Raw genomic sequence first — 22,317 nt, 5'->3', positions numbered from 1 at the left:
CTGACGCTTCATTCATCGTGCTGATTACCCGAAAACTCGAATTCGACGCGGGCCACCGCATCCCCGACCACCGCAGCCAATGCAGGAACCTGCACGGGCATCGTTACGTGCTCGAAATCACGCTGCGCGGCGATCTTGTCGAAACCGAGGGCGCGCCCGATCGCGGCATGGTGATGGATTTCGCCGATGTGAAGGCGCTGGCGATGGAGCACCTCGTCAACCAGTGGGACCACGCGTTTCTCGTCTATGCGCGTGACGAGGTCGTGCGCTCGTTTCTCGAGAAGATGGCGGATCACAAGACGGTCGTGCTCGACCGGATTCCGACCGTCGAGAATCTTGCGGCGGTGGCGTTCGACATACTCGCGAACGTCTACGATTCGCATTACGGCGTCAATTTGCGGCTCGAGCGCGTGCGGCTTTACGAGACGCCGAATTGCTGGGCCGAAGTCGACCGCGAATCGCGCGGTTGAGGGATGTCGGCACGTACTGCGCCGGCGGCATGCGCGGACTTGGCAGCCGGCCATTCCGCAGCCGATGTTGCCGGCGAGCGCGCGCCGGCGCATGTGAAGGCCGGCGTGGACGGGCGCATTAGGTGTGCGCCGCGCCGAATGCGCAAGCGAATCGGGCTGGATTGCGCCCGCCGAAACGTGGAGCGACGCGCGGATCGATGTGTAGATGGATGTGGAGCGCGCGTTCAACGTGCGCGCGTATCGCCGCGCTTCAGCTTTTCATCAGCCGCCTCTGCCGTCCGACGCTCATGATGAGCCCGACGGCGATGCCCAGCGTCGTCAACGCGGTGCCGCCGTAGCTCATGAACGGCAATGGCACGCCGACGACGGGCAAGACCCCGCTTACCATCCCGATATTGACGAACGCATAGACGAAGAAGGCGAGCGTGAGCGAGCCGGCGAGCAGGCGTCCGAACACCGTCGAGCCTTGCGCGGCGATATAGAGACCGCGCGAGATCAGCGCCATGTAGAGCGTGAGCAGCACGAGTCCGCCCGCGAGCCCGAATTCCTCGGAAAATACCGCGAAGATGAAGTCGGTGTGCTTTTCCGGAATGAACTCCAGGTGCGCTTGAGTGCCTTTCAGATAGCCTTTGCCGAGCGGGCCGCCCGAGCCGATCGCGATCACCGCCTGGATCGTGTGGAAGCCCTTGCCGAGCGGGTCGGAAGTCGGATCGAGCAGCGTGCAGACGCGGTGTTTCTGATAGTCGTGCATCAGCGGCCAGACCACCTCGGGCTGGCAGATGCGTTCCTCGAACACGGCGATCGAGCCGATCGCGACCACCCCGGCGACGAGCACCGGCACGATCAGCTTGAACGACAGCCCCGCGAGATAGATCACGAAGAGCCCCGCCGCGAACACGAGCACGGCCGTGCCGAGGTCCGGCTGTTTCGCGATCAGCCCGACAGGCACGAGCAGGATCACGAACGCGACGGCGAAGTCGTACCAGCGCAGGCTGCTTTCGCGCCGCTGGTAGTACCACGCGAGCATCAGCGGCGTCGCGATCTTGAGGATCTCGGACGGCTGGATCACGACGCCGACGTTCAGCCAGCGCTTGGCGCCTTTCTTCGTCATCCCGAATAGCGCGACCGCGACGAGTAGCGCGACGCCGAATGTATAGAGCGGCACCGCGAAGCGCATCAGCGTCTGTGGCGGGATGTTGGCGATGCCCCACATCAGCGCGAACGTCAGCATGATGTTGCGCAACTGGTCCTCGACGCGGCCGGGCATGTCGATGCTTGCGCTGTACAGCGTGACGATGCCAACACACAGCAGCAGGAATACGATGAGCGCGAGCGGCCGGTCGAAGCCCGCGAACATCTGCTTGATCTTGTCGAGCCAAGCGCGCTTGTCGAATTGCATGCGTGCCTCCGTTATTCGTCGATGCCGCCCTGCGCCGGCTTGGCGGCGGGCGCGCCGCGGTTGTCGTCACGCGGCACGGCCGCGGGCGGCGACGCGTCGCTCGCGGGCGAGCGGCGGGGTTTGCGAGGCGGCGCATGGCGGCGCGCAGCGGCTGCGCCGGCCTCGGAGGGCGCAGCCGATGCCGGGCGTGCCGCCGGCGTGCCGTCCTGCGATCCGGCGGCCGCGCCGCCAGGCGCGCGTGCGTCCGCCTGGGCGGCGGCTTTCGCGTTCGATGCGGCGCTCGCTTCGCTTGCCGCGTCGTCGGATGCGTTCGCGCCGGACGCGCTGCTCGCGGCCGCGGGCTGGGTCGGCAGCGGCAGCGCCTTGAACCCGGTCGCGATCGCGACCGCTTTGGTCGCATCGCCGATCACGGGCGCGTTGACCGGCTCGGTTGCCGAGGCGGCGGCCGCGACCGCCGCCGCCTCCGTTGCCGGATTTTTGCGCTCGACCAGATAGAAATCGAGCACGCGTCGCGCGATCGGGCCTGCCGACTGCGCGCCCCAGCCGCCGTTCTCGACGATCAGCGCGAGCGCGATCTGCGGATGATCGACGGGCGCATAGGCGATGAAGAGCGCGTGATCGCGAAGATGTTCGGCGAGCAGATGGCCTTTGTAGTTGCCGCCTTGCAGCGAGAACACCTGCGCGGTGCCGGTCTTGCCGGCCGCGAGGTAGGGCGCGCCGCGGAACACTTTGTACGCGGTGCCGGACGGATTTTCGATCACGTTTTCCATCCCGCGCTTCACGACGTCGAGGTCGGCCTGCTTGAGCGGGATCGTGCCGCTCTCCTTCGGTACGGTCAGATGCCGCTCCCGCGAGATCGGATTCTCGATTTCCTTCACGAGGTGCGGCTTCATGATCACGCCGTCGTTGGCGATCGTCGCCGTCGCGTGCGCAAGCTGCAGGATGGTGAACGAGTTGTAGCCTTGCCCGATCCCGAGGCTGATCGTCTCGCCGTCGAACCATTTCTGCTGCGCCGCTTTCTTGAAGGTCTTCTTCTTCCACTCGGGCGACGGCAGGATGCCGCGCGCCTCGCCCTGAATGTCGATGCCGGTGAGCTGGCCGAAGCCGAACGGCTTCATGAAATTGGCGATCGCGGTGACGCCGAGGTCGCGCGCGAGCATGTAGAAATACGTGTCGTTCGACACCATGATCGCGCGATTCATGTCGACCCAACCCTGGCCCGAGCGCACGTCGTTGCGGAACGTATGGCCGCCGAACGTGAAATAGCCGGGGTCGTGGAAGCCCCAGCCGGGCGTGCGCTTGCCGAGCGTGAGGCCCGCGAGCGCCATGAATGGCTTATACGTCGAGCCGGGCGGATAGGTGCCGTGCAGCGGCCGGTTCAGCAGCGGCTTGTCGGGCGAGTTGTTCAGCTCGTCCCAGGTTTGCTGGTCGATGCCGTCGACGAACGCGTTCGGATCGAAGCTCGGCGACGACACGAACGCCAGCACGTCGCCCGTTTTCGGCTCGATCGCGACGAGCGCGCCGCGCTTGCCCGCGAATGCCTGCTCGGCCACCTGCTGCAACCCGATGTCGACTGACAGCACGAGGTTGTTGCCGGGCGTGGCCTGCGTGCGCGACAGCGTGCGCACGGGCCGCCCGCCCGCCGTCACCTCGACTTCCTCGAAGCCGGTGATCCCGTGCAGATCCGTTTCGTAGCTTTGCTCGACGCCCGTTTTGCCGATGTAGTCGGTGCCCTTGTAGTTGTTCGCGTCGCGGCGGGGGTCGTAGTTTTCCGATTCGCTGTCGTTGTCGTCGCTCATCGCGTCGATCCGGTCCTGGTCGCGCTTCGAGATCCGGCCGATATAGCCGATCACGTGCGCGGCCGTCGGCCCGAGCGGATATTGGCGGAACAGCCGCGCGCGCACGTCGACGCCCGGAAAACGCCAGCGCTGCGCGGTAAAGCGCGCGACCTCGTCGTCGGTCAGCCGGGTGCGGATCGGCAGGCTTTCGAAATTCTTCGAATCCTCCTGCAGCTTCTTGAAGCGGCGGCGGTCGCGCGCGTCGATCGGCACGACTTCGGACAGCGCGTCGATCGTGTTTTCGAGCGTGTCGTTCAGCTTGGACGGCGTGATCTCGAGCGTATACGCGGAGTAGTTCTTCGCGAGCACGACGCCGTTGCGGTCCGTGATGATGCCGCGGTTCGGGACGATCGGCGCGACCGAAATCCGGTTTTCCTCGGCCTGCAGCGCGTATTTGCCGTGCTGCCAGACTTGCAGATAAAAGAATCGCGCGGCGAGCAGGCCAAAGCAGACGAACACGAACACGCCCGCCGCCGCGACCCGCAGGCGGAATGTCGAGAGCTGCTGCTGTGTGTCCTTGAATTCGGTCATGCGCTTACGGATGAAGGGGGGCGCGCAGCAGCGCGCCCGCCCGCGCTTCCCACGTCGGCGGGCAAGCGGCTGGGGCGGCAGGCAGGCGGCGGACGGTCGACGCGTTCATCCTGGCGGGTGCCGTGCGTCAGATCGGCCGCGTGTCGTCCGGATCGACCGGGCGGCGTTGCGGCATCAATAGCAGATGACTGGCGACGGGCCACAGCGCCGCCTCGACGAACCCGTCGACGAGATAGCTCCAGCCGGGAAACGCGGCGCCCATCAGCAAGCGGATCACGAACGGCACGAGCTGCGCGATCACGAGCAGCGGCGCGACATAGAAGATCTGCACGCCGAGCGGCAGCCACAGCACGCGGCGGTGGATCGTGATCGCACCGTATGCGAGCAGCGTGTAGGCGAGCGCATGCTCGCCGAGCAGGCCCGCGTCGTGGACGTCCATCAGGATGCCGAGCAGGAACGCGACACCCATGCCGACCTTGCGCGGCTGGTGGACGTTCCAGAACAGCACCACGAGCGCGACGAAATCGGGGATGCCGGGGATGCGGCCCCACGGCATCAGATTCAGCAGGAACGCGGCCGCGAGGCTGAAGACGATGAAATACGGGTTGACCGGCTGCAGGATGTATTGCGGACGGCTCATCGCTGCGCTCCTTGCGGTGGCGCGGCCGCGGGCTTGGGCGGCGCGGCGGGTTTGGCCGGGCCGGCGGCGCGGTGCGGCGCGGCTGGCTTGGCGGGCGCCGCCGGCTGCTTGGCAAGCGCCGCATCGGCAGGCTTGCCGGCGGGCGCGCCGGATTCTGCTTGCGCGGCCGGTTTGGCGTCAGCCGCCGCGCTCTTGTTCGCGTCCGGTGCGGCGGTTTTCTGCTTGTCGGCGCTCTTCGCGGGCTTTTTGCCCTTGGCGGGCTTCGCGTCGCTTGCGGCATCGTCGGGGGCGGGCCGCGGCGGGATGTCGTTGCGATAGTGCAGCACCAGCATGGTGCGCGCGCCGCGCACCGCGGCGATCGGTTCGCAGACGACGTGCGCGAACGCGGTATCGGCGAGCTTATCGACGCGCACCACCTTCGCGACGGGCAGCCCCGGCGGGTAGACGCCGTCTAGCCCGCTCGTCACGAGTTCGTCGCCCGCCAGCAGGTCGGCGCTCGTCGGCACGAAGCGCAGATCGAGCGAATCGCCCTTCGGCGTGCCGTAGATCACGCTGCGCAGCCCGGTGCGCAGCACCTGGACGGGAATCGCGAGATCGCGGTCGGTGATCAGCGTGACTTCGGCCTGCAGCGGGAATACGCGCGTGACCTGGCCGACCACGCCGTCCTCGTTGACGACGGGCGCGCCGTTCTGCACGCCGGTTTGCGAGCCGTGGCCGATGATGATCTTTTGCGAGAATGGGTCGCCCGTGTCGTACTGAATCTCGACCGGCGTCGCCTGCGCGGCGATCTGCTCGCGCAGCCCGAGCACCGCGCGCAGATGCGCATTGTCGGCGGCGAGCTGATTGGCCCGGTTCGCCTGCAGCGAGAGCTGCAGGTTGCGCGCATGCAGCTGCTGATTCTCGCTGCGCAGCGCGGTGCCCGTCACCGCGAATTCGGCGGCGCCCATCAGCAGATCGCGCGGCACCAGTGCCGCGCGCTGCAGTGGGTAGAGAGCGGTGCCGAGCACGCCGCGGACGATCTCGAGCGTTTTGAAGCGTGCATCCGATACGAGGAGCGTGATCGCGAGCACGACGAAGAAGATCAGCCGCACCAGGGCGGACGGACCTTGCTTGAAGAGGGGCGGCGGACTGTATTCCATGGTCGGCGCCGGACGCGCGATCGGTTAGATGTTGCTCAGACGCGCGAAACGCGCGACGGTTCGGCGATAGCCTTGCCGTGGGCGCCGCGCGTGTGACATCGCTGGCCGATGGGACGGTTATTCGTAGGAGAAGATGCTGCCGAGCTTGTCCATCCGCTCGAGCGCCATGCCGGAGCCGCGCACGACGCAGGTGAGCGGATCTTCGGCGACGAGCACGGGCAGACCGGTTTCCTCGGCGAGCAGGCGGTCGAGGTCGCGCAGCAGCGCGCCGCCGCCCGTCAGCATCATTCCGCGCTCGGCGATGTCCGCGCCGAGTTCGGGCGGCGTTTGCTCGAGCGCGATCTTCACCGACGACACGATCTGGTTCAGCGGATCGGTGAGCGCTTCGAGGATTTCGTTGCTGGAGATCGTGAAGCTGCGCGGAATGCCCTCGGACAGATTGCGGCCCTTCACTTCCATTTCCTTGACTTCGGAGCCGGGGAATGCGGAGCCGATTTCCTTCTTGATCGCCTCGGCGGTTTGCTCGCCGATCAGCATCCCGTAATTGCGGCGGATGTAGTTGACGATCGCTTCGTCGAACTTGTCGCCGCCGACGCGCACCGAGCCCTTGTAGACGATGCCGCCGAGCGAGATCACGCCGACTTCCGTCGTGCCGCCGCCGATATCGACGACCATCGAGCCGGTTGCTTCCGACACCGGCAGCCCGGCGCCGATGGCGGCCGCCATCGGTTCCTCGATCAGGTAGACCTGCGAGGCGCCCGCGCCGTGCGCGGCTTCCTTGATCGCGCGGCGCTCGACCTGGGTCGAGCCGCACGGCACGCAGATGATGATGCGCGGCGACGGCGAGAACATCCGCGATTCGTGCGCCTGCTTGATGAACTGCTTGATCATCTGCTCGGTGACGGTGAAATCGGCGATCACGCCGTCTTTCATCGGACGGATCGCCTCGATGTTGCCGGGCACCTTGCCGAGCATCTGCTTTGCTTCCTTGCCGACCGCCTGGATCGTTTTCTTGCCGTTCGGGCCGCCTTCCTGGCGGATCGACACGACGGACGGCTCATCGAGCACGATGCCCTTGCCGCGCATGTAGATCAGGGTGTTTGCGGTGCCGAGATCGATCGCGAGATCGTTGGAGAAATAGCTGCGCAAAAAACCGAACATTCAGAATCCTGTCTCGCTCTGAGGCCGGCCCCGTGCGGACGTGGCGCGAAGGGCGGCAGCGGAAAAAATAACAGCCTCGGATCGGGCGGACGAGGCCGCTCGGAAGCGCGAAGCTGCGAGTGAAATCCTCCGGACCGGCACGCGGCGCCCGCGCGGCGTGGCTGCGGCGCGGCAAAGGCAGTCCTGGTCTGGGTCGAACGCGTAATGATACCTTATAATTTCGCAGTATTTGAACCGAAACGGGCGGTATTTTCGCCGCTTCGCCCCCGATTTTCGAGGGCTCGATCCAGCCCTCCAACCCCCTGGCGCGGCGCGCTCCGCCCGCTGCGCCAAGCTCTTGTTTTTCCGGTGATCGCATGGCCTTGACCCTGACCGATGTGAAACGCATCGCGCACCTCGCGCGGCTCGAAATGACCGATGCCGACGCCGAGCACACGCTCGGCCAGCTCAACGAGTTTTTCGGCCTCGTGGAGCAGATGCAGGCAGTCGACACGACGGGCGTCGCGCCGCTCGCGCACCCGATCGAGCAGATCCAGGAAGTCGCGCTGCGGCTGCGCGACGACGTCGTCACGGAAGCGGTGAACCGCGACGACAATCAGCGCCCGGCGCCCGCCGTCCAGGACGGGCTGTACCTCGTGCCGAAGGTGATCGAGTAAGCGCCCGATGCGGGCCCCATCGTCAATCCATGAAATTCACGCAATGCACGCAAAAAGCCTGACTGAACTGCGCGCCGCGCTCGACGCCAAGCAATATTCGGCCGTCGAACTCGCGCAGCACTATTTGACGCGGATCGACGCCGCGCGCGATCTGAACGCCTTCATCCACGTCGACCCCGAACTCACGCTCGCGCAGGCGCGAGCCGCCGATGCGCGGCTTGCCAGCGGCGACGCGGGCCCGCTGACGGGCCTGCCCGTCGCGCACAAGGACGTGTTCGTCACGCGCGGCTGGCGCTCCAGCGCCGGCTCGAAGATGCTCGCGAACTATACGAGCCCGTTCGACGCGACGGTGGTCGAGCGTTTGGCGGCGGCCGGCATGGTCACGCTCGGCAAGACCAACATGGACGAATTCGCGATGGGCTCGTCGAACGAGAATTCGGCGTTCGGCCCGGTGAAGAATCCGTGGGATCCGAACGCCGTGCCGGGCGGCAGCTCGGGCGGCAGCTCGGCCGCGGTCGCCGCGCGCCTCGCGCCCGCCGCGACGGGCACCGATACGGGCGGCTCGATCCGCCAGCCGGCGTCGTTCGCCGGCGTGACCGGGATCAAGCCGACTTACGGCCGCGTGTCGCGTTACGGGATGATCGCGTTCGCATCGTCGCTCGATCAGGGCGGCCCGATGGCGGCCAGCGCCGCCGATTGCGCGCTGCTGCTCAACGCGATGGCGGGCTTCGACGAGCGCGATTCGACCAGCCTCGCGCGCGCCGACGAGGACTTCGCCCGCCATCTCGGCCAGCCCTGGGCCCCACAGGCGGGCGCGGGCAAGCCGCTCGCGGGCCTGCGCATCGGTCTGCCGGACGAATACTTCGGCGCGGGCCTCGCCGACGACGTGCGCGCGGCGATCGACGCGGCGCTCAAAGTCTACGAAACGCTGGGTGCGACGCTCGTGCCGGTGTCGCTGCCGAAGACCGAACTGTCGATTCCGGTTTATTACGTGATCGCTCCCGCTGAGGCGTCGTCGAACCTGTCGCGTTTCGACGGCGTGCGCTATGGCCATCGCGCGGCCGAATATCGCGATCTGCTCGACATGTACAAGAAGTCGCGTGCGCAGGGTTTCGGCCCCGAGGTCAAGCGCCGGATTCTGGTCGGCACGTATGTACTGTCGCACGGCTACTACGACGCGTATTACCTGCAGGCGCAGAAGATCCGCCGCATCATCGCGCAGGATTTCCAGGAAGCGTTCAAGCAGTGCGACGTGATCATGGGCCCGGCGTCGCCGACGGTCGCGTGGGATCTTGGCGCGAAGGGCGACGATCCCGTCCAGATGTATCTCGCGGATATCTACACGCTGTCCGTGAGCCTCGCCGGCCTGCCCGGCATGAGCGTGCCGTGCGGCTTCGGCGCGGGGGCGAACGCGCAGCGTCCGGTTGGCCTGCAGATCATCGGCAACTATTTCGACGAGGCCCGGATGTTGCAGGTCGCCGACGCGTTTCAGCGCGCGACCGATTGGCACCGGCAAATTCCGGCGTGGAAGGACGGCGAGCCTTCACGCTCATCAGATTCGTTGCCCCCCGGGGGGGCGGATGCCTCCGTTGAGGCAGCTCGGCGGGAGGCATGAGCATGACGCAATGGGAAGTCGTTATCGGTTTGGAGACGCACGCGCAACTGTCGACCGTCTCGAAGATTTTCTCCGGCGCGCCGACGCAGTTCGGCGCGGCGCCCAACACGCAGGCGTGCGCAGTCGATCTCGCGCTGCCGGGCGTGCTGCCTGTCGCGAACCGCGGCGCGGTGGAGCGGGCGATCCGCTTCGGTCTGGCGATCGGTGCGACGATCGCGCCGCGCAGCATCTTCGCGCGCAAGAATTATTTCTACCCCGATCTGCCGAAGGGCTATCAAATCAGCCAGTACGAGATTCCCGTCGTCCAGGGCGGGCAGATCACGATTCAGGTGAGCGCGAATGAAAAGGCCGGCCAGCAGGCGTATGCGAAGACGATCAATCTGACGCGCGCGCACCTCGAGGAGGACGCCGGCAAGTCGTTGCACGAGGATTTCGCGGGAATGACGGGCATCGATCTGAACCGCGCGGGCACGCCGCTGCTCGAGATCGTCACCGAGCCCGAGATGCGCAGCGCGGCCGAGGCGGTCGCGTATGCGAAGGCGCTGCATGCGCTCGTCGTATGGCTCGGCATCTGCGACGGCAACATGCAGGAAGGCTCGTTTCGCTGCGACGCGAACGTATCGGTGCGGCCGCTCGGCCAGGAAAAGTTCGGCACGCGTGCCGAAATCAAGAATCTGAATTCGTTCCGCTTCCTCGAAGAGGCGATCAACTACGAAGTGCGCCGACAGATCGAGCTGATCGAGGACGGCGGCGAGGTCGTGCAGGAAACGCGCCTGTACGACCCGGACAAACGCGAGACGCGCTCGATGCGCAGCAAGGAAGACGCGCACGATTACCGCTATTTCCCCGATCCGGACCTGATGCCGCTCGTGATCGGCGCGGACTGGATCGAGCGCGTGAAAGGTGAGATGCCCGAATTGCCCGCCGCGATGCAGCAGCGCTTCGTCGATCAGTACGGCCTGACGTCGTATGACGCGAGCGTGCTGACGTCGAGCAAGGCAATGGCTGTCTACTTCGAGGCCGTGGTCGCGAAGGCCGGCGCCGCGCAGGCGAAGACGGCCGCGAACTGGCTGATGGGCGACGTATCGTCGCAGCTCAACCGCGACGGCATCGACATCGACGCGAGCCGGGTGTCGGCCGCGCAACTCGCGCTGCTGTTGCAGCGGATCGCCGACGGCACGATCTCGAACAAGATCGCGAAGGAAATCTTCGTGACGATCTGGGACGAGAAGGCAACCGACGAAGCCGCGGCCGACCGCATCATCGACGCAAAGGGCCTGAAGCAGATCTCCGACACCGGCGCGCTCGAAGCGATCATCGACGAGGTGCTTGCCGCGAACGCGAAATCGGTCGACGAGTACCGCGCGGGCAAGGAGAAGGCGTTCAACGCGCTCATCGGCCAGGCCATGAAGGCGACGAAGGGCAAGGCGAACCCGCAGCAGGTCAACGAGCTGCTGAAGAAGAAACTCGGCTGAGCAGGCGCGGCGGTGCCGGCGCGCCCGGCACCGCGCGCCTGCGATTTGCCGATTCCCGCATCGATTTCAGGAGGTGCCGATGGCCAAGCAACCGTCGCTCGACGATTACCGCGTGCCGTACCACACGCGCGAAAAGGAGGCCGCCGCATTCGCGCTCGATGTGTTCGATCCGGCCGTCAAGCCGTTCTCGGCGGGCTCGAAGGAGGCTGATCGCGAGCGGCTGTCGACGGTGTCGCTCGAGATTGACGCGCAGCAGGAGCGTCTGCATACGCAAAACCGCAAGCGCATGCTGCTGGTGCTGCAAGGTATGGATACGAGCGGCAAGGACGGCACCGTGCGCGCGGTGTTTCGCGAAGTCGATCCGCTCGGCTTGCGCGTCGTGTCGTTCAAGGCACCGACGCCCGTCGAGCTTGCGCACGATTTTCTTTGGCGCGTGCATGCGCAGGCGCCCGCGGCGGGCGAGCTGGTGATCTTCAACCGCAGCCATTACGAGGACGTGCTCGTGCCGCGCGTGCTGGGCGCGATTGACCGGGACGAATGCGAGCGGCGCTACCGGCAAATTCGCCAATTCGAGGAGATGCTGGTCGAATCGGGCACGACGATCGTCAAATGCTTCCTGCACATCTCGAAGGACGAGCAGCGCAGCCGGCTGCAAGCGCGTATCGACGATCCGACCAAGCATTGGAAGTTCGACGTGTCCGATCTCGAGGCGCGCAAGCGTTGGGATGCATACCAGGCCGCGTATCGCGACGCGCTCGCCGCGACGTCCGCCGAGCACGCGCCGTGGTACGTGATCCCGGCCGATTCGAAAACGCATCGCAACGTGATGATCGCCGAGTTGCTGTTGCGCGCCCTGACCGGCATGAAGCTCGACTATCCGCCCGCGAAGCCGGAACTCGCGGGCGTCAAGATCCAATAAGCCGCAACGGAAAACGCATTTACTGGACGGAATCCATCATCATGCTGCGTGTCATTACCGCGAATCTGAACGGCATCCGATCGGCCGCGAAAAAAGGTTTCTTCGATTGGCTCGGCGAGCAGAGCGCCGATTGCGTCTGCGTGCAGGAAATCAAGGTGTCGGCGGACGATCTGCCCGCCGAATTCGTCGAGCCGCATGGCTTCAAAAGCTACTTTCACCACGCTCAGAAAAAAGGCTACAGCGGCGCGGGGCTTTATTCGCGCCGCGAGCCCGACGACGTGATCGTCGGTTACGGCAGCAGCGAATTCGACGCGGAGGGCCGCTACGTCGAGGCGCGGTTCGGCAAGCTGTCGGTGGTGTCGGTGTACGTGCCGTCCGGCTCGAGCGGCGACGAGCGTCAGCAGGCGAAATACCGCTTCATGAACGAATTCATGCCGCATCTGGCCGAGCTGAAGAAAAAGCGCGAAGTGATCCTGTGCGGCGACGTGAACATCGTCCACAAGGAAATCGACATCAAGAACTGGAAGAGTAACCAGAAGAATTCCGGATGCCTGCCCGAAGAGCGCGCGTGGCTGACCGCGCTGTTCGACGATGTGGGCTACGTCGACGTGTTCCGCACGCTCGATCCTCGGCCCGAGCAATACACGTGGTGGAGCAATCGCGGCAATGCGTATGCAAACAACGTCGGGTGGCGGATCGATTATCAGATCGCGACGCCGGGCGTGGCGAGCACCGCGAAACGGACGTCGATCTTTCGCGACATCAAGTTCAGCGACCATGCGCCGCTGACGGTCGACTACGACTACAAGTGAGCGGACCGCGCGCTTGGCGCGCGCTGTCCGAGCGATGCGCGGCTGCGTAGTTCGCCAATGTTTTGGCGGATTCGACAGATCCGATCGCTTCCCATCCGAACCCGCCCTTGGGCCGACGAATCGGCCAAGGGCGTATCCGGTGCGCGGCCGTGGCCGCCTGCCGCGGCTGCTGTCAGGCGGCGAGCTTCGGTTTCAGCGACGCAATGTCGATCACGAAGCGATACTTGACGTCGCTCGTCAGCATCCGCTCATAGGCAGCATTGATCTGTTGCATCGGAATGATTTCGATATCCGACGTGATGCCGTGCTGCGCGCAGAAATCGAGCATTTCCTGCGTCTCGGCGATGCCGCCGATCAGCGAGCCCGCCAGGCGGCGGCGCTTGAAGATCAGGTTGAACACCTGCGGCGACGGATGGTCGTGCTCCGGCGCGCCGACGAGCGTCATCGTGCCGTCACGCTTGAGCAGGTGCAGGAACGGATTCAAGTCGTGCTGCGCGGCAACCGTGTTCAGGATGAAATCGAAGCTGTTCAGGTGCGCGTTCATCTGCGCGGCGTCCTTCGAGATCACCACCTCGTGCGCGCCGAGCCGCTTGCCGTCGTCGATCTTGGACGGCGACGTCGTGAACAGCACGACGTGCGCACCCATCGCGCGCGCGAGCTTCACGCCCATATGGCCGAGGCCGCCGAGCCCGACGATGCCGACTTTCCTGCCCGGCCCCGCGCCCCATTGGCGCAGAGGCGAGTACGTCGTGATTCCCGCGCACAGCAACGGCGCGGCGCTGGCTGGATCGAGCGTGTCGGGCACGCGCAGCACGAACGCCTCGTCGACGACGATTTGCGTCGAATAGCCGCCGAACGTGACGTCGCCCGTCACGCGGTCCTGACCGTTATAGGTGCCGACGAAGCCGTTTTCGCAATATTGTTCGAGCCCTTCGGCGCAGCTTGCGCACGTGCGGCACGAATCGACGAGACAGCCCACGCCGACCAGCTCGCCCGCCTTGAAGCGCGTGACGTGCGGGCCCACGGCCGTCACGCGGCCGACGATCTCATGCCCCGGCACGACCGGGTAGATACTGTTTTTCCATTCGTTGCGGGCTTGATGGAGATCGGAGTGGCAGACGCCGCAATAGAGGATGTCGATCTGCACGTCAAGATCGCGCAGCGCGCGGCGCTGGAATTCGAACGGTGCGAGCGGCGTGGTGGCGCTCGACGCCGCATAAGCGTAAGTTGTGCTCATAGAAGCTCCTCAGTGTCGACCGGCGCAGGAGGTTTGGCCCCTGTTCCGGTCATAGGTAAAACAGTCAGTCGATCCGGGCGACGGCCGAAGCCATTGCCCTGGGTAAAGGCCATCAAGGGGAGCGGGCGCTTTACCGCTCCGTCGCCGCCATCTCGGTTCCGGCGAAGCAATCGGCTGAAGTCGGCGCTTCGGCAGCGATGCCGGCCGGAACAAACGCTTGAATTTCTGCGCTGATCCGATACTGCGCACGCTGAACCGATCATGTCCGGCCGGCCGAAAAGACGGGCGCAGCGCACGCATGCGGCGATGCGGCGGCATGGGTGCACATCGTAAGCACGCGCCCAAGCCGGCGGAATACCTGAAGGTCCGCAATGCTTGCCTATTTCTCTTGAATTGCGCCGCGTGCAGCGCGCCGACGCGGTTCCGATGCTAGATTGCAAGCCTGATTCTCTTGTGTGCGCATCTGGTTCAATGAGCTTCGAACCCCTTTTAGGCGACGCTGGGGCGCGTGTGCAGCGCCGCATGGTCGAGTTGCTCGGCCGCCTCGCTCCCAATGAAGGCTCGACGCATGCCGCTGTCGAAGGCGTGCGCTTCATTCGCGCGAATCGGCCGGTGCTCAGGGTGCCGGTGCTGTACGAGCCGAGCATCGTCGTCGTGTGTCAGGGCCGCAAGCGCGGCTATCTGGGTGAGGAGACCTTCGCTTATGACGCGCAGCAGTACTTGGTGCTGTCAGTGCCGATGCCGTTCGAATGCGAAACCTACGCCACGTGCGCCGAGCCGTTTCTCGCGATCTCGATCCGCCTCGATCTCGCGATGATCGCCGAGCTTGCGATTTTGCTGAACGAAACGCACGACGCGGCGGTGAGCGAGCCGCGCGGCATCTATTCGACGCCGCTCGACATGCCGCTCGCCGACGCGGTGCTGCGTTTGCTCGAAGCGCTGGCGTTGCCGCTCGATACGCGCGTGTTGGGGCCGTCGATCATGCGTGAGATCGGCTATCGCGTGCTGACGGGCGCGCAAGGCGACGCGATTCGCGCGGCGCTTGCACAGCAGCATCAATTTGGGCGGGTTGCCAAGGCGCTGAGGCGGATTCACGCGGATCTGAGCAGCGATCTCGACGTCGGGACGCTCGCGAGCGAGGCAGGCATGAGCGTTGCCGCGTTTCATGCGCAGTTCAAAAGCGTGACGGCGACATCGCCGATGCAGTACGTGAAGACGACGCGGCTGCATCACGCGCGGCTGATGATGGTACAGGACGGATTGAGCGCGGGCGCGGCGGCGGCGCGTGTCGGTTATGCGAGCGCGTCGCAGTTCAGTCGCGAGTTCAAGCGTTTGTTCGGGCGCAGCCCGAGTGACGAAATCCGCTGGATGCAACTGCCGGCGATCCAGCCGGCTGCCGGACTCGACGCGGCGGGGTGACGCACGCATGCGCACGCCGGGCGGCAGCGAGCGGGGAATTCCAACCACAACGAACGCGCACAACGAATGCGCGCAACGAATGCGCGCAACGAACGGCCGCGCACCCGACTTCAGCGCCCCGCTGCCGCCTCACGTGCCTTCGTATTGTCCGCCGCGCCGGTTTTCGCGGCGTCCGCACGCTTCGCGCTCGTCTTGTCGAGCGCTTTCTTGTAGAGCGGCATCAGATCGGCAAGCCGCTTGCGCAGATCGTTCCGGCGCCGCGCATCGTAGGGGTGCGCATAGATGAAGCCGTTGTCCGGGTCGCCGCGGGTCGCGGCGGCGAGCTTGTCCCACAGCGGCAGCGCCGCGCGTGGATCGAAGCCCGCACGCGCGGCGATGTCGCCGCCGATCACGTCGGCCTCGGTTTCATCGGTCGGATCGTAGCGGACCGACGCGAATCGCTCGATGGAGCCGATCGGTTCGGGCGCCGGTTCGGACAGCCCGAACAACTGCGGCAGCCGCGTCGCACCGAATGGCGTGGCCTGCTGCTCGCCAAGGCTCGCGCGCGCATGCTCACGCAGCGCGTGCGCGATCTCGTGCGCGAACAGCACGCCGAGTTCGTCGTCGGCAAGGCGCAGCTTGTCGAACAGCGCGCTGTCGACGAGCACCTTGCCGCCCGGCAGGCAGAACGCCCGGATCTTGTCTGAACGCAGCACCGCGACTTCCCAGTTCCAGCCCTTCACGCGCTCGTTCCATTTGACCGCATAAGGTGCGAGCCGCGTGACGATCATGCGCAACCGCTTCACGCGCGGATTGTTCGGCGGCAGCAGCCGGTTGCGCTGGGAGGCGTCTTGAATGGTTTGCCGGAACTCGGTATCGGTCAGTTGCTCGAGGAGCGGCGACGGAATCAGGCTGCGAAACGTGAGCGCGTTGCCGTAGCGCACTTGCGGCTCGGCGTGGCCATATCGCCACGCACCGTTTGCTGCAGCCGTCGCGACCGATGCAGGCGCGCTGGCCGTCGGCTGCGCGCCGGGCGCCGAAGGCGCCGCCGGGACGGCTCCGTCGGCGATGACGGCCGTTTCGGCCGCGCATGGCCGAATGCCGGCCGGCCCGATTGCGCCGAACGCGACCCCGCCCGCGACCGTTAGCGCGAGCCGGGCGGCGTGCCGCCTAGCCGGCACGGGCGGCCTCGTCGCGGGTGGCGTTGCCCCACGGTGCGATTTTGAAGAGCAGCAGCATGCCGGGAATGCCGAGCGCGGTGCAAACGAGAAAGTAGTCGAACCAGCCGATCTGCGACACGATGAAGCCGCTCGATGCCGATGCCAGCGTGCGCGGCACCGACGCGAGACTCGTGAACAGCGCGAACTGCGTTGCCGTATAGCGCGGATCGGTGGTGCTTGCGATGTAGGCGGTGAACGCGGCGAGCGTGAGGCCCGTCGAGAACGTCTCGAAGCCATAAATGAGCGCCATCAGCGCAGGCTGCGGACCCGCCTTTGCGAGCCACGCGAAGCCGAGCGTCGAGACGAGCTGCACGATGCCGAAGATCCACAGCCCGCGCGCGATGCCGATCTTCACGAGCCAGATGCCGCCGATAATGCCGCCCGCGAGGCTTGCCCACAGCGCGGTGGTTTTCGCGATCACGCCGATTTGCGTCTTATTGAAGCCGAGGTCGAGGAAGAACGAAGTCGACAGCGTGGTTGCCATCGTGTCGCCGAGCTTGTAGAGGAAGATGAATCCGAGCACGAGGAGCGCGCCGCGCCAGCCGTCCCGGCTGATGAATTCGCGAAACGGCAGGATCACCGCATCCGTCAAACTTTTCGGCGGCGTGCCGCGGACTTCGGGCTCGCGCACGACGAGCGTCATCAGGATGCCGGGCAGCATGAATGCGCCGGTGATCGCGAACACGACATTCCACGGCAGGTGGTCGGACAGGATCAGCGACAACGAGCCCGGCACCAGCGCGGCGATCTTGTATGCGTTCACGTGCACCGCGTTGCCGAGGCCCTGCTCGGTGTCGCGCAGCAACTCGCGGCGATAGGCGTCGATCACGATGTCGGCGCTCGCGCCGAAGAATGCGACGAGCGTCGTCAGCGCGGCCACCGTCCAGATTGAATCGCGCGGCGACACGAAGCCGAGCGCCGCGATCGCGAGCGCGACCAGCAATTGCGTGACCAGCATCCAGCCGCGCCGCCGCCCCGGGCGCCAGCCCGGCAGGCGCGGAATGAAGCGGTCCATCAGCGGCGCCCACAGGAATTTCCATGTGTAGGGGAACTGAATGAGCGCGAAGAGGCCGATTTCCTTCAGGTTCACGCCTTCCGAGCGCAGCCACGCCTGCACGAGATAGACGAGCGTGAAAAGCGGCAATCCCGACGTGAAGCCGAGAAAGACGCAAATCAGCATGTGTGTGTTCAGATAGGCGCGCCAGCCCGGGTGGTCCTCATGGGCGTTGAGGGCGGGCGCGTCGTGCGGCGGCTTGGTCATCGAGCTACAAAGATGGTCGAACTAGGGTTGTATCCGCTTGACGCGGTAGACTGCAAGACTACCACGCCAGTTCACTCCCCACCGAATCGGCTGCCCTTCGTGCAGCACCGCGCGATCGAGAATCTCGACGCCGACCTCCGGCGCGAGCGCTTCGAAATCCTTGATGGTGAGCACCCGCACGTTCGGCGTGTTATGCCATTGATAAGGCAGCGATTTCGACACCGGCATGCGTCCGCGCAACACCGACAGCCGGTGCGCCCAATAGCCGAAGTTCGGAAACGACACGATGCATTCGCGCCCGACCCGCGCCGTTTCGCGCAGGATCGCGGCCGTTTGATGGATCGTTTGCAGCGTCTGCGACAGGATCGCGAAATCGAAACTATGGTCTCCGAACAGACGCAGCCCATCCTCGAGGTTCTGCTGGATCACGTTGATGCCGTTTTTCATCGACGCCAGCACGCCCGCGTCGTTGATTTCGACGCCGTAGCCCGACACCTCCAGCTCCTCGGTCAGCAGCGACAGCAGCGATCCGTCGCCGCAGCCGAGATCGAGCACGCTCGCGCGCGGCTCGACCCAGCGCGCGATCGTGCGAAAGTCCGGCCGCGCGGACAGCGTATTCAATGCTTGTTGATTCATGCGCCCACCTCGTCGGCAATGCGTTCGTAATAGGCGCGCATCAGGTTGTGATAGCGCGCGTCGTCGAGCAGGAACGCGTCGTGACCGTGCGGCGCGTCGATCTCCGCGTAGGACACCTGCCGGCGGTTGTCGAGCAGCGCCTTGACGATTTCGCGCGAGCGCTCGGGTGCGAAGCGCCAGTCGGTCGTGAAGCTGACGACGAGATATTTCGCCGTCGTATGTGCGAGCGCCGCAGTCAGATCGCCGCCGAACGCCTTGGCCGGATCGAAGTAATCGAGCGCGCGCGTGATCAGCAGATACGTATTTGCATCGAAGTAGTCGGCGAATTTGTCGCCCTGATAGCGCAGGTACGATTCCACCTCGAACTCGACGTCGAAATTGAAGTTGTACGCATCGAGCGCGCCGTCCGCGCGGCGCAGCGCGCGGCCGAATTTTTCGGCCATGTCGTCGTCGGACAGATAGGTGATGTGGCCGATCATCCGCGCGACGCGCAGGCCGCGCTTCGGCTTCACGCCGTGCGCGTAGTAATCGCCGCCGTGGAAATCGGGGTCCGACAGGATCGACGAGCGCGCGACTTCGTTGAACGCGATGTTCTGCGCGGACAGCTTCGGCGTCGACGCGATATCGATGCAGTGCGCGACGCGCTCCGGATACAGCAGGCTCCACGCGAGCGCCTGCATGCCGCCGAGGCTGCCGCCCATCACCGCGGCGAAGCGTTCGATGCCGAACGCATCGGCGACGCGCGCTTGCGCATGCACCCAGTCCTCGACCGTGACGACCGGAAAGCGCGCGCCGTATGGCGCGCCCGTTGCCGGATCGATGCTCATCGGGCCAGTGGAGCCGAAGCACGAGCCGAGATTGTTCACGCCGATCACGAAGAAGCGGTTCGTGTCGAGCGGCTTGCCCGGCCCGACCATGTTGTCCCACCAGCCGATGTTGCGCGGATCGTCCGCGTAGGCGCCCGCGACATGGTGCGACGCGTTGAGCGCATGGCAGACGAGCACCGCGTTCGAGCGTGCGGCATTGAGCGTGCCGTAGGTTTCGACCACGAGCTGATAGTTGCCGAGCACGTTGCCGCTTTGCAAGCGCAGCGGTTCGGCGAAATGCAGGGTTTGTGGCGTGACGATGCCGATCGATTCCATTCTTTGCGCCTGATGACTGGGCGGCTAAACGGTGTCCGGCATGCGCGAGAGGCTAGGGAGCGCGGCTGACGACCTCTTTAGCCGCATTTATAGTGAACTGGCGGGAGGCAAAGCCTCTGCCGGTTCGCGCGCCCGCAATCGAGTCAGCAAATCGGCGCGCTTTCCGGGCGTCGCTGCAAGAAGCGCGGCGACGACAAGTCGCGCAAGTATAACGGAAAAAGGCGGCGGCAATGCTCGGCTGAGCGCCTGGCGTGCGTGCCGCTGCCGGCCCGTTGCGCGCTTCGGCGCCGCGCGACCGGATTTGCCGGATGACAAAGGCGTGACGCGCGTGCACCGCCGCGCACGTTGCCGCTACTGCAAAATGAGCTGCAATTGCGCGTCGGCATGCTCGGCGGGCGCCTTCGTGAAACCGCTTTTCGCATAGCGATGCCAGCGGCCGAGCACGTAACTGATCAGCAGGCTCGCACGCAGCGCCGGGTCGTAGCCGTCGGGCAGCGGCAACGCATGGCCGGCGTGTGTGGCGGGAGCGGCGCTGCCGGTGCGGGCTTCGGCGAGCGCGACGCGCAGGGTTTGCTTGACCGATGCCTCGATGCGCTCGAGCATTTGGTCGATCCGTTCGGCGAGGCGCTCGTCCTCGCCGATGAGCGCCTCGCCCGTCAGCACGCGCGTCATTCCGGGGTTTTTCGCCGCGAAATTGAGCAGCATCAGCGCGATCGAGCGCGCCTGCAGCACGCCGTTCGGCTCGTTCGCGGCGATCTGGTTGATGAGCCCGAAGAATGTTTCCTCGATGAAGGCGATCAGCGCTTCGAACATCTGCGCCTTGCTCGAGAAATGGCGGTAAAGCGCGGCCTCCGAGACGTCGAGGCGTGCGGCGAGCGCGGCGGTCGTGATTTTTTCGCGCTTCGGCGCTTCGAGCATCGACGCGAGCGTCTGCAGGATATGGATGCGGCGCTCGCCCGGCTTCGGACGTGCGCGCGGGCGGTAAGCCGCGGGGTGTTCGCCGTCGGCCGTTGCGGTTACTGCCGGATCTTGCGGGTGAGTCGGCTGCATTTTTGTCGCCCCGATCGAGAGCCCAGTCTCAGCGATTTTAGCGAACCAATGCGACGGTCGATATAGTGCGGCCGGCCGTGGCGCGGTAAGTGCCCGGGCAGATGTCCGGTGATCCAGACCGTGCCGATGCCGAGCCGCTTGTAGCGTTTCAGGTGGCCGCGCGTGTCCTCGACGAGGATGGCGTCCGACAGGCGCGCGCGCGCGTCGCGCAGCGCGCGGCGCAGCATGGCCGCGTCCGGTTTCGCGCGCCAGCCACGGCGATCGCGCATTTGCTCGATCGCGATCACGCGCTCGAACAGCCGTTCGATGCGCAGCTCGCGCAGCACGTCGCGCGCATAGGTTTCGGGTGCGTTCGTCAGCACGATCTTGCGGCCGGGCAGCCCGGCGACGAGCCGGGCGAGCCCGCGCTCGGCGCGCACCATCGCCGGCAGATCGGCGAACGTGTGGACGGCTTGCAAAAAATCGGTCAGATCGATCGGATGGTGGCGGGCCAGGCCGATCAGCACCGCGCCGTAGCGGTGCGTGTAATGCTTGCGCAGATGGTCGGCGCGCGCATGCTCGATTTGCAGCGCGTCGACCAGATATTGCGTCATCGCCCGGTTGATCGCCGGGAAGATCGCGTGCGTCGCATGGTGCAGCGTGTTGTCGAGATCGAACAGCCACACCGGGCCGCCCGCGAGCGGCCGGATGCGTCGCGAGCGACGCTCGGACGGCCGCTGCCGGCCGGCAGCCTGTAGGCCGCCGGCCGGCAGCGGCGTGTCGTGAGCAGGCTTGCGGCGCGCGTTCAATGCGAGCGGATCATCGTGCCGAACGGCTGTTCCGTCAGGATTTCGAGCAGCACCGAATGCTCGATCCGGCCGTCGACGATATGGACCGATTTCACGCCGCTCTTCGCCGCGTCGAGCGCTGACGAGATCTTCGGCAGCATCCCGCCCGAGATCGTGCCGTCTTCGAAGAGCGCGTCGATCTCGCGCGCGGACAGATCGGTGAGCAGCTTGCCCTGCTTGTCCATGACGCCGGGGATGTTCGTCATCATCACGAGCTTCTCGGCGTTCAGCACGGTCGCGAGCTTGCCCGCGACGAGATCGGCGTTGATGTTGTACGACAGGCCTTCCTCGTCGAAGCCGATCGGCGAGATCACGGGGATGAACGCGTCGTCCTGCAGCGCCTTCACGACGGCCGGATTGATCGCCTCGACTTCGCCGACCTGGCCGATGTCGACGTATTGACCGGGGTTGTCGCGATCCGGCATCAGCAGCTTGCGCGCGTGGATCAGGCCGCCGTCCTTGCCCGTCAGGCCGACCGCGTGGCCGCCGAAGTGATTGATCAGCATCACGATGTCCTGCTGCACCTCGCCGCCGAGCACCCATTCGACGACTTCCATCGTCTCCTCGTCGGTCACGCGCATGCCTTGGATGAACGTGCCCTGCTTGCCGATCTTGCGCAGCGCATGGTCGATTTGCGGGCCGCCGCCGTGCACGATGACGGGATTGATGCCGACGAGCTTCAGCAGGATCACATCGCGCGCGAAGCCTTGTTTGAGCCGCTCTTCCGTCATGGCGTTGCCGCCGTATTTGATGACCACGGTTTTGCCGTGATAGCGGCGGATGTACGGCAGGGCTTCGGCGAGGATTTCGGCTTTCAGCGTGGGCGAGATCTGCGACAGATCGAGGGGATCGGACATGGCGGCGACTCTGGGTGCGAAGCGGTTGAAACGG

At 65.7% G+C, this 22,317-nt stretch carries 19 protein-coding genes and 1 pseudogene; 7 read left to right on the top strand and 13 right to left on the bottom strand.

All coding sequences use genetic code 11. The features are described 5' to 3' along the window. Window positions 1-17 precede the first annotated feature (17 nt). A complete protein-coding gene (queD, locus tag BSIN_RS05735; protein WP_059517216.1) occupies window positions 18-470 on the top strand; it encodes a 6-carboxytetrahydropterin synthase QueD in 453 nt (150 codons plus the stop codon). Between the two features lie 250 nt (window positions 471-720). Here queD and rodA read toward each other — a convergent pair whose 3' ends face one another. The 5 genes from rodA to BSIN_RS05710 form a co-directional block, all read right to left on the bottom strand. Beyond that, window positions 721-1,869, bottom strand: a complete 1,149-nt coding sequence (rodA, locus tag BSIN_RS05730; protein ID WP_089339781.1) for a rod shape-determining protein RodA — start codon at window positions 1,867-1,869, stop codon at window positions 721-723. Between the two features lie 11 nt (window positions 1,870-1,880). After that, window positions 1,881-4,238 carry a penicillin-binding protein 2 gene (gene mrdA / locus BSIN_RS05725; RefSeq protein WP_089339780.1) on the bottom strand — a complete coding sequence of 786 codons (2,358 nt, stop codon included), beginning with the start codon at window positions 4,236-4,238 and terminating at the stop codon, window positions 1,881-1,883. Window positions 4,239-4,365: 127 nt separating this feature from the next. After that, window positions 4,366-4,878, bottom strand: a complete 513-nt coding sequence (gene mreD, locus BSIN_RS05720) for a rod shape-determining protein MreD (protein WP_059517222.1) — start codon at window positions 4,876-4,878, stop codon at window positions 4,366-4,368. Then, complete coding sequence (mreC, locus tag BSIN_RS05715) at window positions 4,875-6,017, bottom strand: rod shape-determining protein MreC (RefSeq protein WP_059517224.1); 1,143 nt, start codon at window positions 6,015-6,017, stop codon at window positions 4,875-4,877. The genes mreD and mreC overlap by 4 nt, the downstream gene beginning before the upstream one ends. 117 nt (window positions 6,018-6,134) lie before the next feature. Continuing rightward, window positions 6,135-7,178, bottom strand: a complete 1,044-nt coding sequence (locus BSIN_RS05710) for a rod shape-determining protein (protein ID WP_059517226.1) — start codon at window positions 7,176-7,178, stop codon at window positions 6,135-6,137. A gap of 356 nt (window positions 7,179-7,534) precedes the next feature. Between BSIN_RS05710 and gatC the strand changes: the two genes are divergently transcribed. The 5 genes and pseudogenes from gatC (at window position 7,535) to BSIN_RS05685 (ending at window position 12,655) form a co-directional block, all read left to right on the top strand. Continuing rightward, complete coding sequence (gene gatC, locus BSIN_RS05705) at window positions 7,535-7,834, top strand: Asp-tRNA(Asn)/Glu-tRNA(Gln) amidotransferase subunit GatC (protein ID WP_059517228.1); 300 nt, start codon at window positions 7,535-7,537, stop codon at window positions 7,832-7,834. 43 nt (window positions 7,835-7,877) lie between these two features. Further along, window positions 7,878-9,359 (top strand): annotated as a pseudogene (gatA, locus tag BSIN_RS05700) (Asp-tRNA(Asn)/Glu-tRNA(Gln) amidotransferase subunit GatA); the annotation flags it as partial. Window positions 9,360-9,451: 92 nt separating this feature from the next. Beyond that, entirely contained in the window at window positions 9,452-10,924 is a 1,473-nt protein-coding gene (gene gatB / locus BSIN_RS05695) for an Asp-tRNA(Asn)/Glu-tRNA(Gln) amidotransferase subunit GatB (RefSeq protein ID WP_089339778.1), read from the top strand. Between the two features lie 79 nt (window positions 10,925-11,003). Further along, window positions 11,004-11,843, top strand: coding sequence for a polyphosphate kinase 2 family protein (locus tag BSIN_RS05690; protein ID WP_089339777.1), 840 nt, complete (start codon window positions 11,004-11,006; stop codon window positions 11,841-11,843). Window positions 11,844-11,884: 41 nt separating this feature from the next. Next, window positions 11,885-12,655 (top strand): exodeoxyribonuclease III, encoded by a 771-nt coding sequence (locus BSIN_RS05685; RefSeq protein WP_089339776.1) that lies wholly within the window; start codon window positions 11,885-11,887, stop codon window positions 12,653-12,655. Window positions 12,656-12,827: 172 nt separating this feature from the next. On the opposite strand, the gene BSIN_RS05680 is transcribed toward BSIN_RS05685, so the two are convergent. Further along, window positions 12,828-13,892 carry an NAD(P)-dependent alcohol dehydrogenase gene (locus BSIN_RS05680; RefSeq protein WP_089339775.1) on the bottom strand — a complete coding sequence of 355 codons (1,065 nt, stop codon included), beginning with the start codon at window positions 13,890-13,892 and terminating at the stop codon, window positions 12,828-12,830. 471 nt (window positions 13,893-14,363) lie between these two features. Here BSIN_RS05680 and BSIN_RS05675 point away from each other — a divergent pair, with 471 nt between their 5' ends. Beyond that, window positions 14,364-15,311 (top strand): AraC family transcriptional regulator, encoded by a 948-nt coding sequence (locus BSIN_RS05675; RefSeq protein WP_089339774.1) that lies wholly within the window; start codon window positions 14,364-14,366, stop codon window positions 15,309-15,311. Between the two features lie 110 nt (window positions 15,312-15,421). Here the strand turns inward: BSIN_RS05675 and BSIN_RS05670 are convergent, their stop codons facing one another. The 7 genes from BSIN_RS05670 to argB form a co-directional block, all read right to left on the bottom strand. Continuing rightward, window positions 15,422-16,471: a M48 family metallopeptidase gene (locus tag BSIN_RS05670; protein ID WP_089339773.1), complete on the bottom strand. Its 1,050-nt coding sequence runs from the start codon at window positions 16,469-16,471 to the stop codon at window positions 15,422-15,424. Continuing rightward, entirely contained in the window at window positions 16,461-17,771 is a 1,311-nt protein-coding gene (locus BSIN_RS05665) for an AmpG family muropeptide MFS transporter (protein ID WP_059517243.1), read from the bottom strand. Before BSIN_RS05665 ends, BSIN_RS05670 begins: the two co-directional genes overlap by 11 nt. 21 nt (window positions 17,772-17,792) lie before the next feature. After that, window positions 17,793-18,407 (bottom strand): methionine biosynthesis protein MetW, encoded by a 615-nt coding sequence (gene metW / locus BSIN_RS05660; protein WP_059517245.1) that lies wholly within the window; start codon window positions 18,405-18,407, stop codon window positions 17,793-17,795. Beyond that, the gene (gene metX, locus BSIN_RS05655; protein WP_089339772.1) at window positions 18,404-19,549 is read right to left on the bottom strand and encodes a homoserine O-succinyltransferase MetX; all 1,146 of its coding nucleotides are present in this window, start codon (window positions 19,547-19,549) and stop codon (window positions 18,404-18,406) included. Before metX ends, metW begins: the two co-directional genes overlap by 4 nt. A 351-nt stretch (window positions 19,550-19,900) precedes the next feature. Then, on the bottom strand, window positions 19,901-20,599 hold the full coding sequence (gene slmA / locus BSIN_RS05650) for a nucleoid occlusion factor SlmA (RefSeq protein WP_089339771.1): 699 nt from the start codon (window positions 20,597-20,599) through the stop codon (window positions 19,901-19,903). Beyond that, window positions 20,566-21,387 carry an HAD-IA family hydrolase gene (locus BSIN_RS05645; RefSeq protein WP_369828142.1) on the bottom strand — a complete coding sequence of 274 codons (822 nt, stop codon included), beginning with the start codon at window positions 21,385-21,387 and terminating at the stop codon, window positions 20,566-20,568. Before BSIN_RS05645 ends, slmA begins: the two co-directional genes overlap by 34 nt. Further along, the gene (argB, locus tag BSIN_RS05640; protein ID WP_059517251.1) at window positions 21,384-22,283 is read right to left on the bottom strand and encodes an acetylglutamate kinase; all 900 of its coding nucleotides are present in this window, start codon (window positions 22,281-22,283) and stop codon (window positions 21,384-21,386) included. The genes BSIN_RS05645 and argB overlap by 4 nt, the downstream gene beginning before the upstream one ends. Between the last annotated feature and the right edge of the window lie 34 nt (window positions 22,284-22,317).

It is taken from the genome of Burkholderia singularis, assembly GCF_900176645.1.
GTDB classification, from domain to species: Bacteria; Pseudomonadota; Gammaproteobacteria; order Burkholderiales; family Burkholderiaceae; genus Burkholderia; species Burkholderia singularis.
Note: the sequence above shows the minus strand (reverse complement) of the source record. Positions and strands in the feature narration are given on the sequence as shown.

What these genes read in the sequence shown, in the direction of transcription:
- gatB (WP_089339778.1), top strand. Translation starts at nt 9,452, where the DNA reads ATGACGCAATGGGAAGTCGTTATCGGTTTGGAGACGCACGCGCAACTG.
- mreD (WP_059517222.1), bottom strand. Translation starts at nt 4,878, where the DNA reads ATGAGCCGTCCGCAATACATCCTGCAGCCGGTCAACCCGTATTTCATC.
- BSIN_RS05685 (WP_089339776.1), top strand. Translation starts at nt 11,885, where the DNA reads ATGCTGCGTGTCATTACCGCGAATCTGAACGGCATCCGATCGGCCGCG.
- mrdA (WP_089339780.1), bottom strand. Translation starts at nt 4,238, where the DNA reads ATGACCGAATTCAAGGACACACAGCAGCAGCTCTCGACATTCCGCCTG.
- BSIN_RS05710 (WP_059517226.1), bottom strand. Translation starts at nt 7,178, where the DNA reads ATGTTCGGTTTTTTGCGCAGCTATTTCTCCAACGATCTCGCGATCGAT.
- mreC (WP_059517224.1), bottom strand. Translation starts at nt 6,017, where the DNA reads ATGGAATACAGTCCGCCGCCCCTCTTCAAGCAAGGTCCGTCCGCCCTG.
- BSIN_RS05675 (WP_089339774.1), top strand. Translation starts at nt 14,364, where the DNA reads ATGAGCTTCGAACCCCTTTTAGGCGACGCTGGGGCGCGTGTGCAGCGC.
- metW (WP_059517245.1), bottom strand. Translation starts at nt 18,407, where the DNA reads ATGAATCAACAAGCATTGAATACGCTGTCCGCGCGGCCGGACTTTCGC.
- BSIN_RS05665 (WP_059517243.1), bottom strand. Translation starts at nt 17,771, where the DNA reads ATGACCAAGCCGCCGCACGACGCGCCCGCCCTCAACGCCCATGAGGAC.
- slmA (WP_089339771.1), bottom strand. Translation starts at nt 20,599, where the DNA reads ATGCAGCCGACTCACCCGCAAGATCCGGCAGTAACCGCAACGGCCGAC.
- BSIN_RS05690 (WP_089339777.1), top strand. Translation starts at nt 11,004, where the DNA reads ATGGCCAAGCAACCGTCGCTCGACGATTACCGCGTGCCGTACCACACG.
- metX (WP_089339772.1), bottom strand. Translation starts at nt 19,549, where the DNA reads ATGGAATCGATCGGCATCGTCACGCCACAAACCCTGCATTTCGCCGAA.
- BSIN_RS05680 (WP_089339775.1), bottom strand. Translation starts at nt 13,892, where the DNA reads ATGAGCACAACTTACGCTTATGCGGCGTCGAGCGCCACCACGCCGCTC.
- rodA (WP_089339781.1), bottom strand. Translation starts at nt 1,869, where the DNA reads ATGCAATTCGACAAGCGCGCTTGGCTCGACAAGATCAAGCAGATGTTC.
- argB (WP_059517251.1), bottom strand. Translation starts at nt 22,283, where the DNA reads ATGTCCGATCCCCTCGATCTGTCGCAGATCTCGCCCACGCTGAAAGCC.
- gatC (WP_059517228.1), top strand. Translation starts at nt 7,535, where the DNA reads ATGGCCTTGACCCTGACCGATGTGAAACGCATCGCGCACCTCGCGCGG.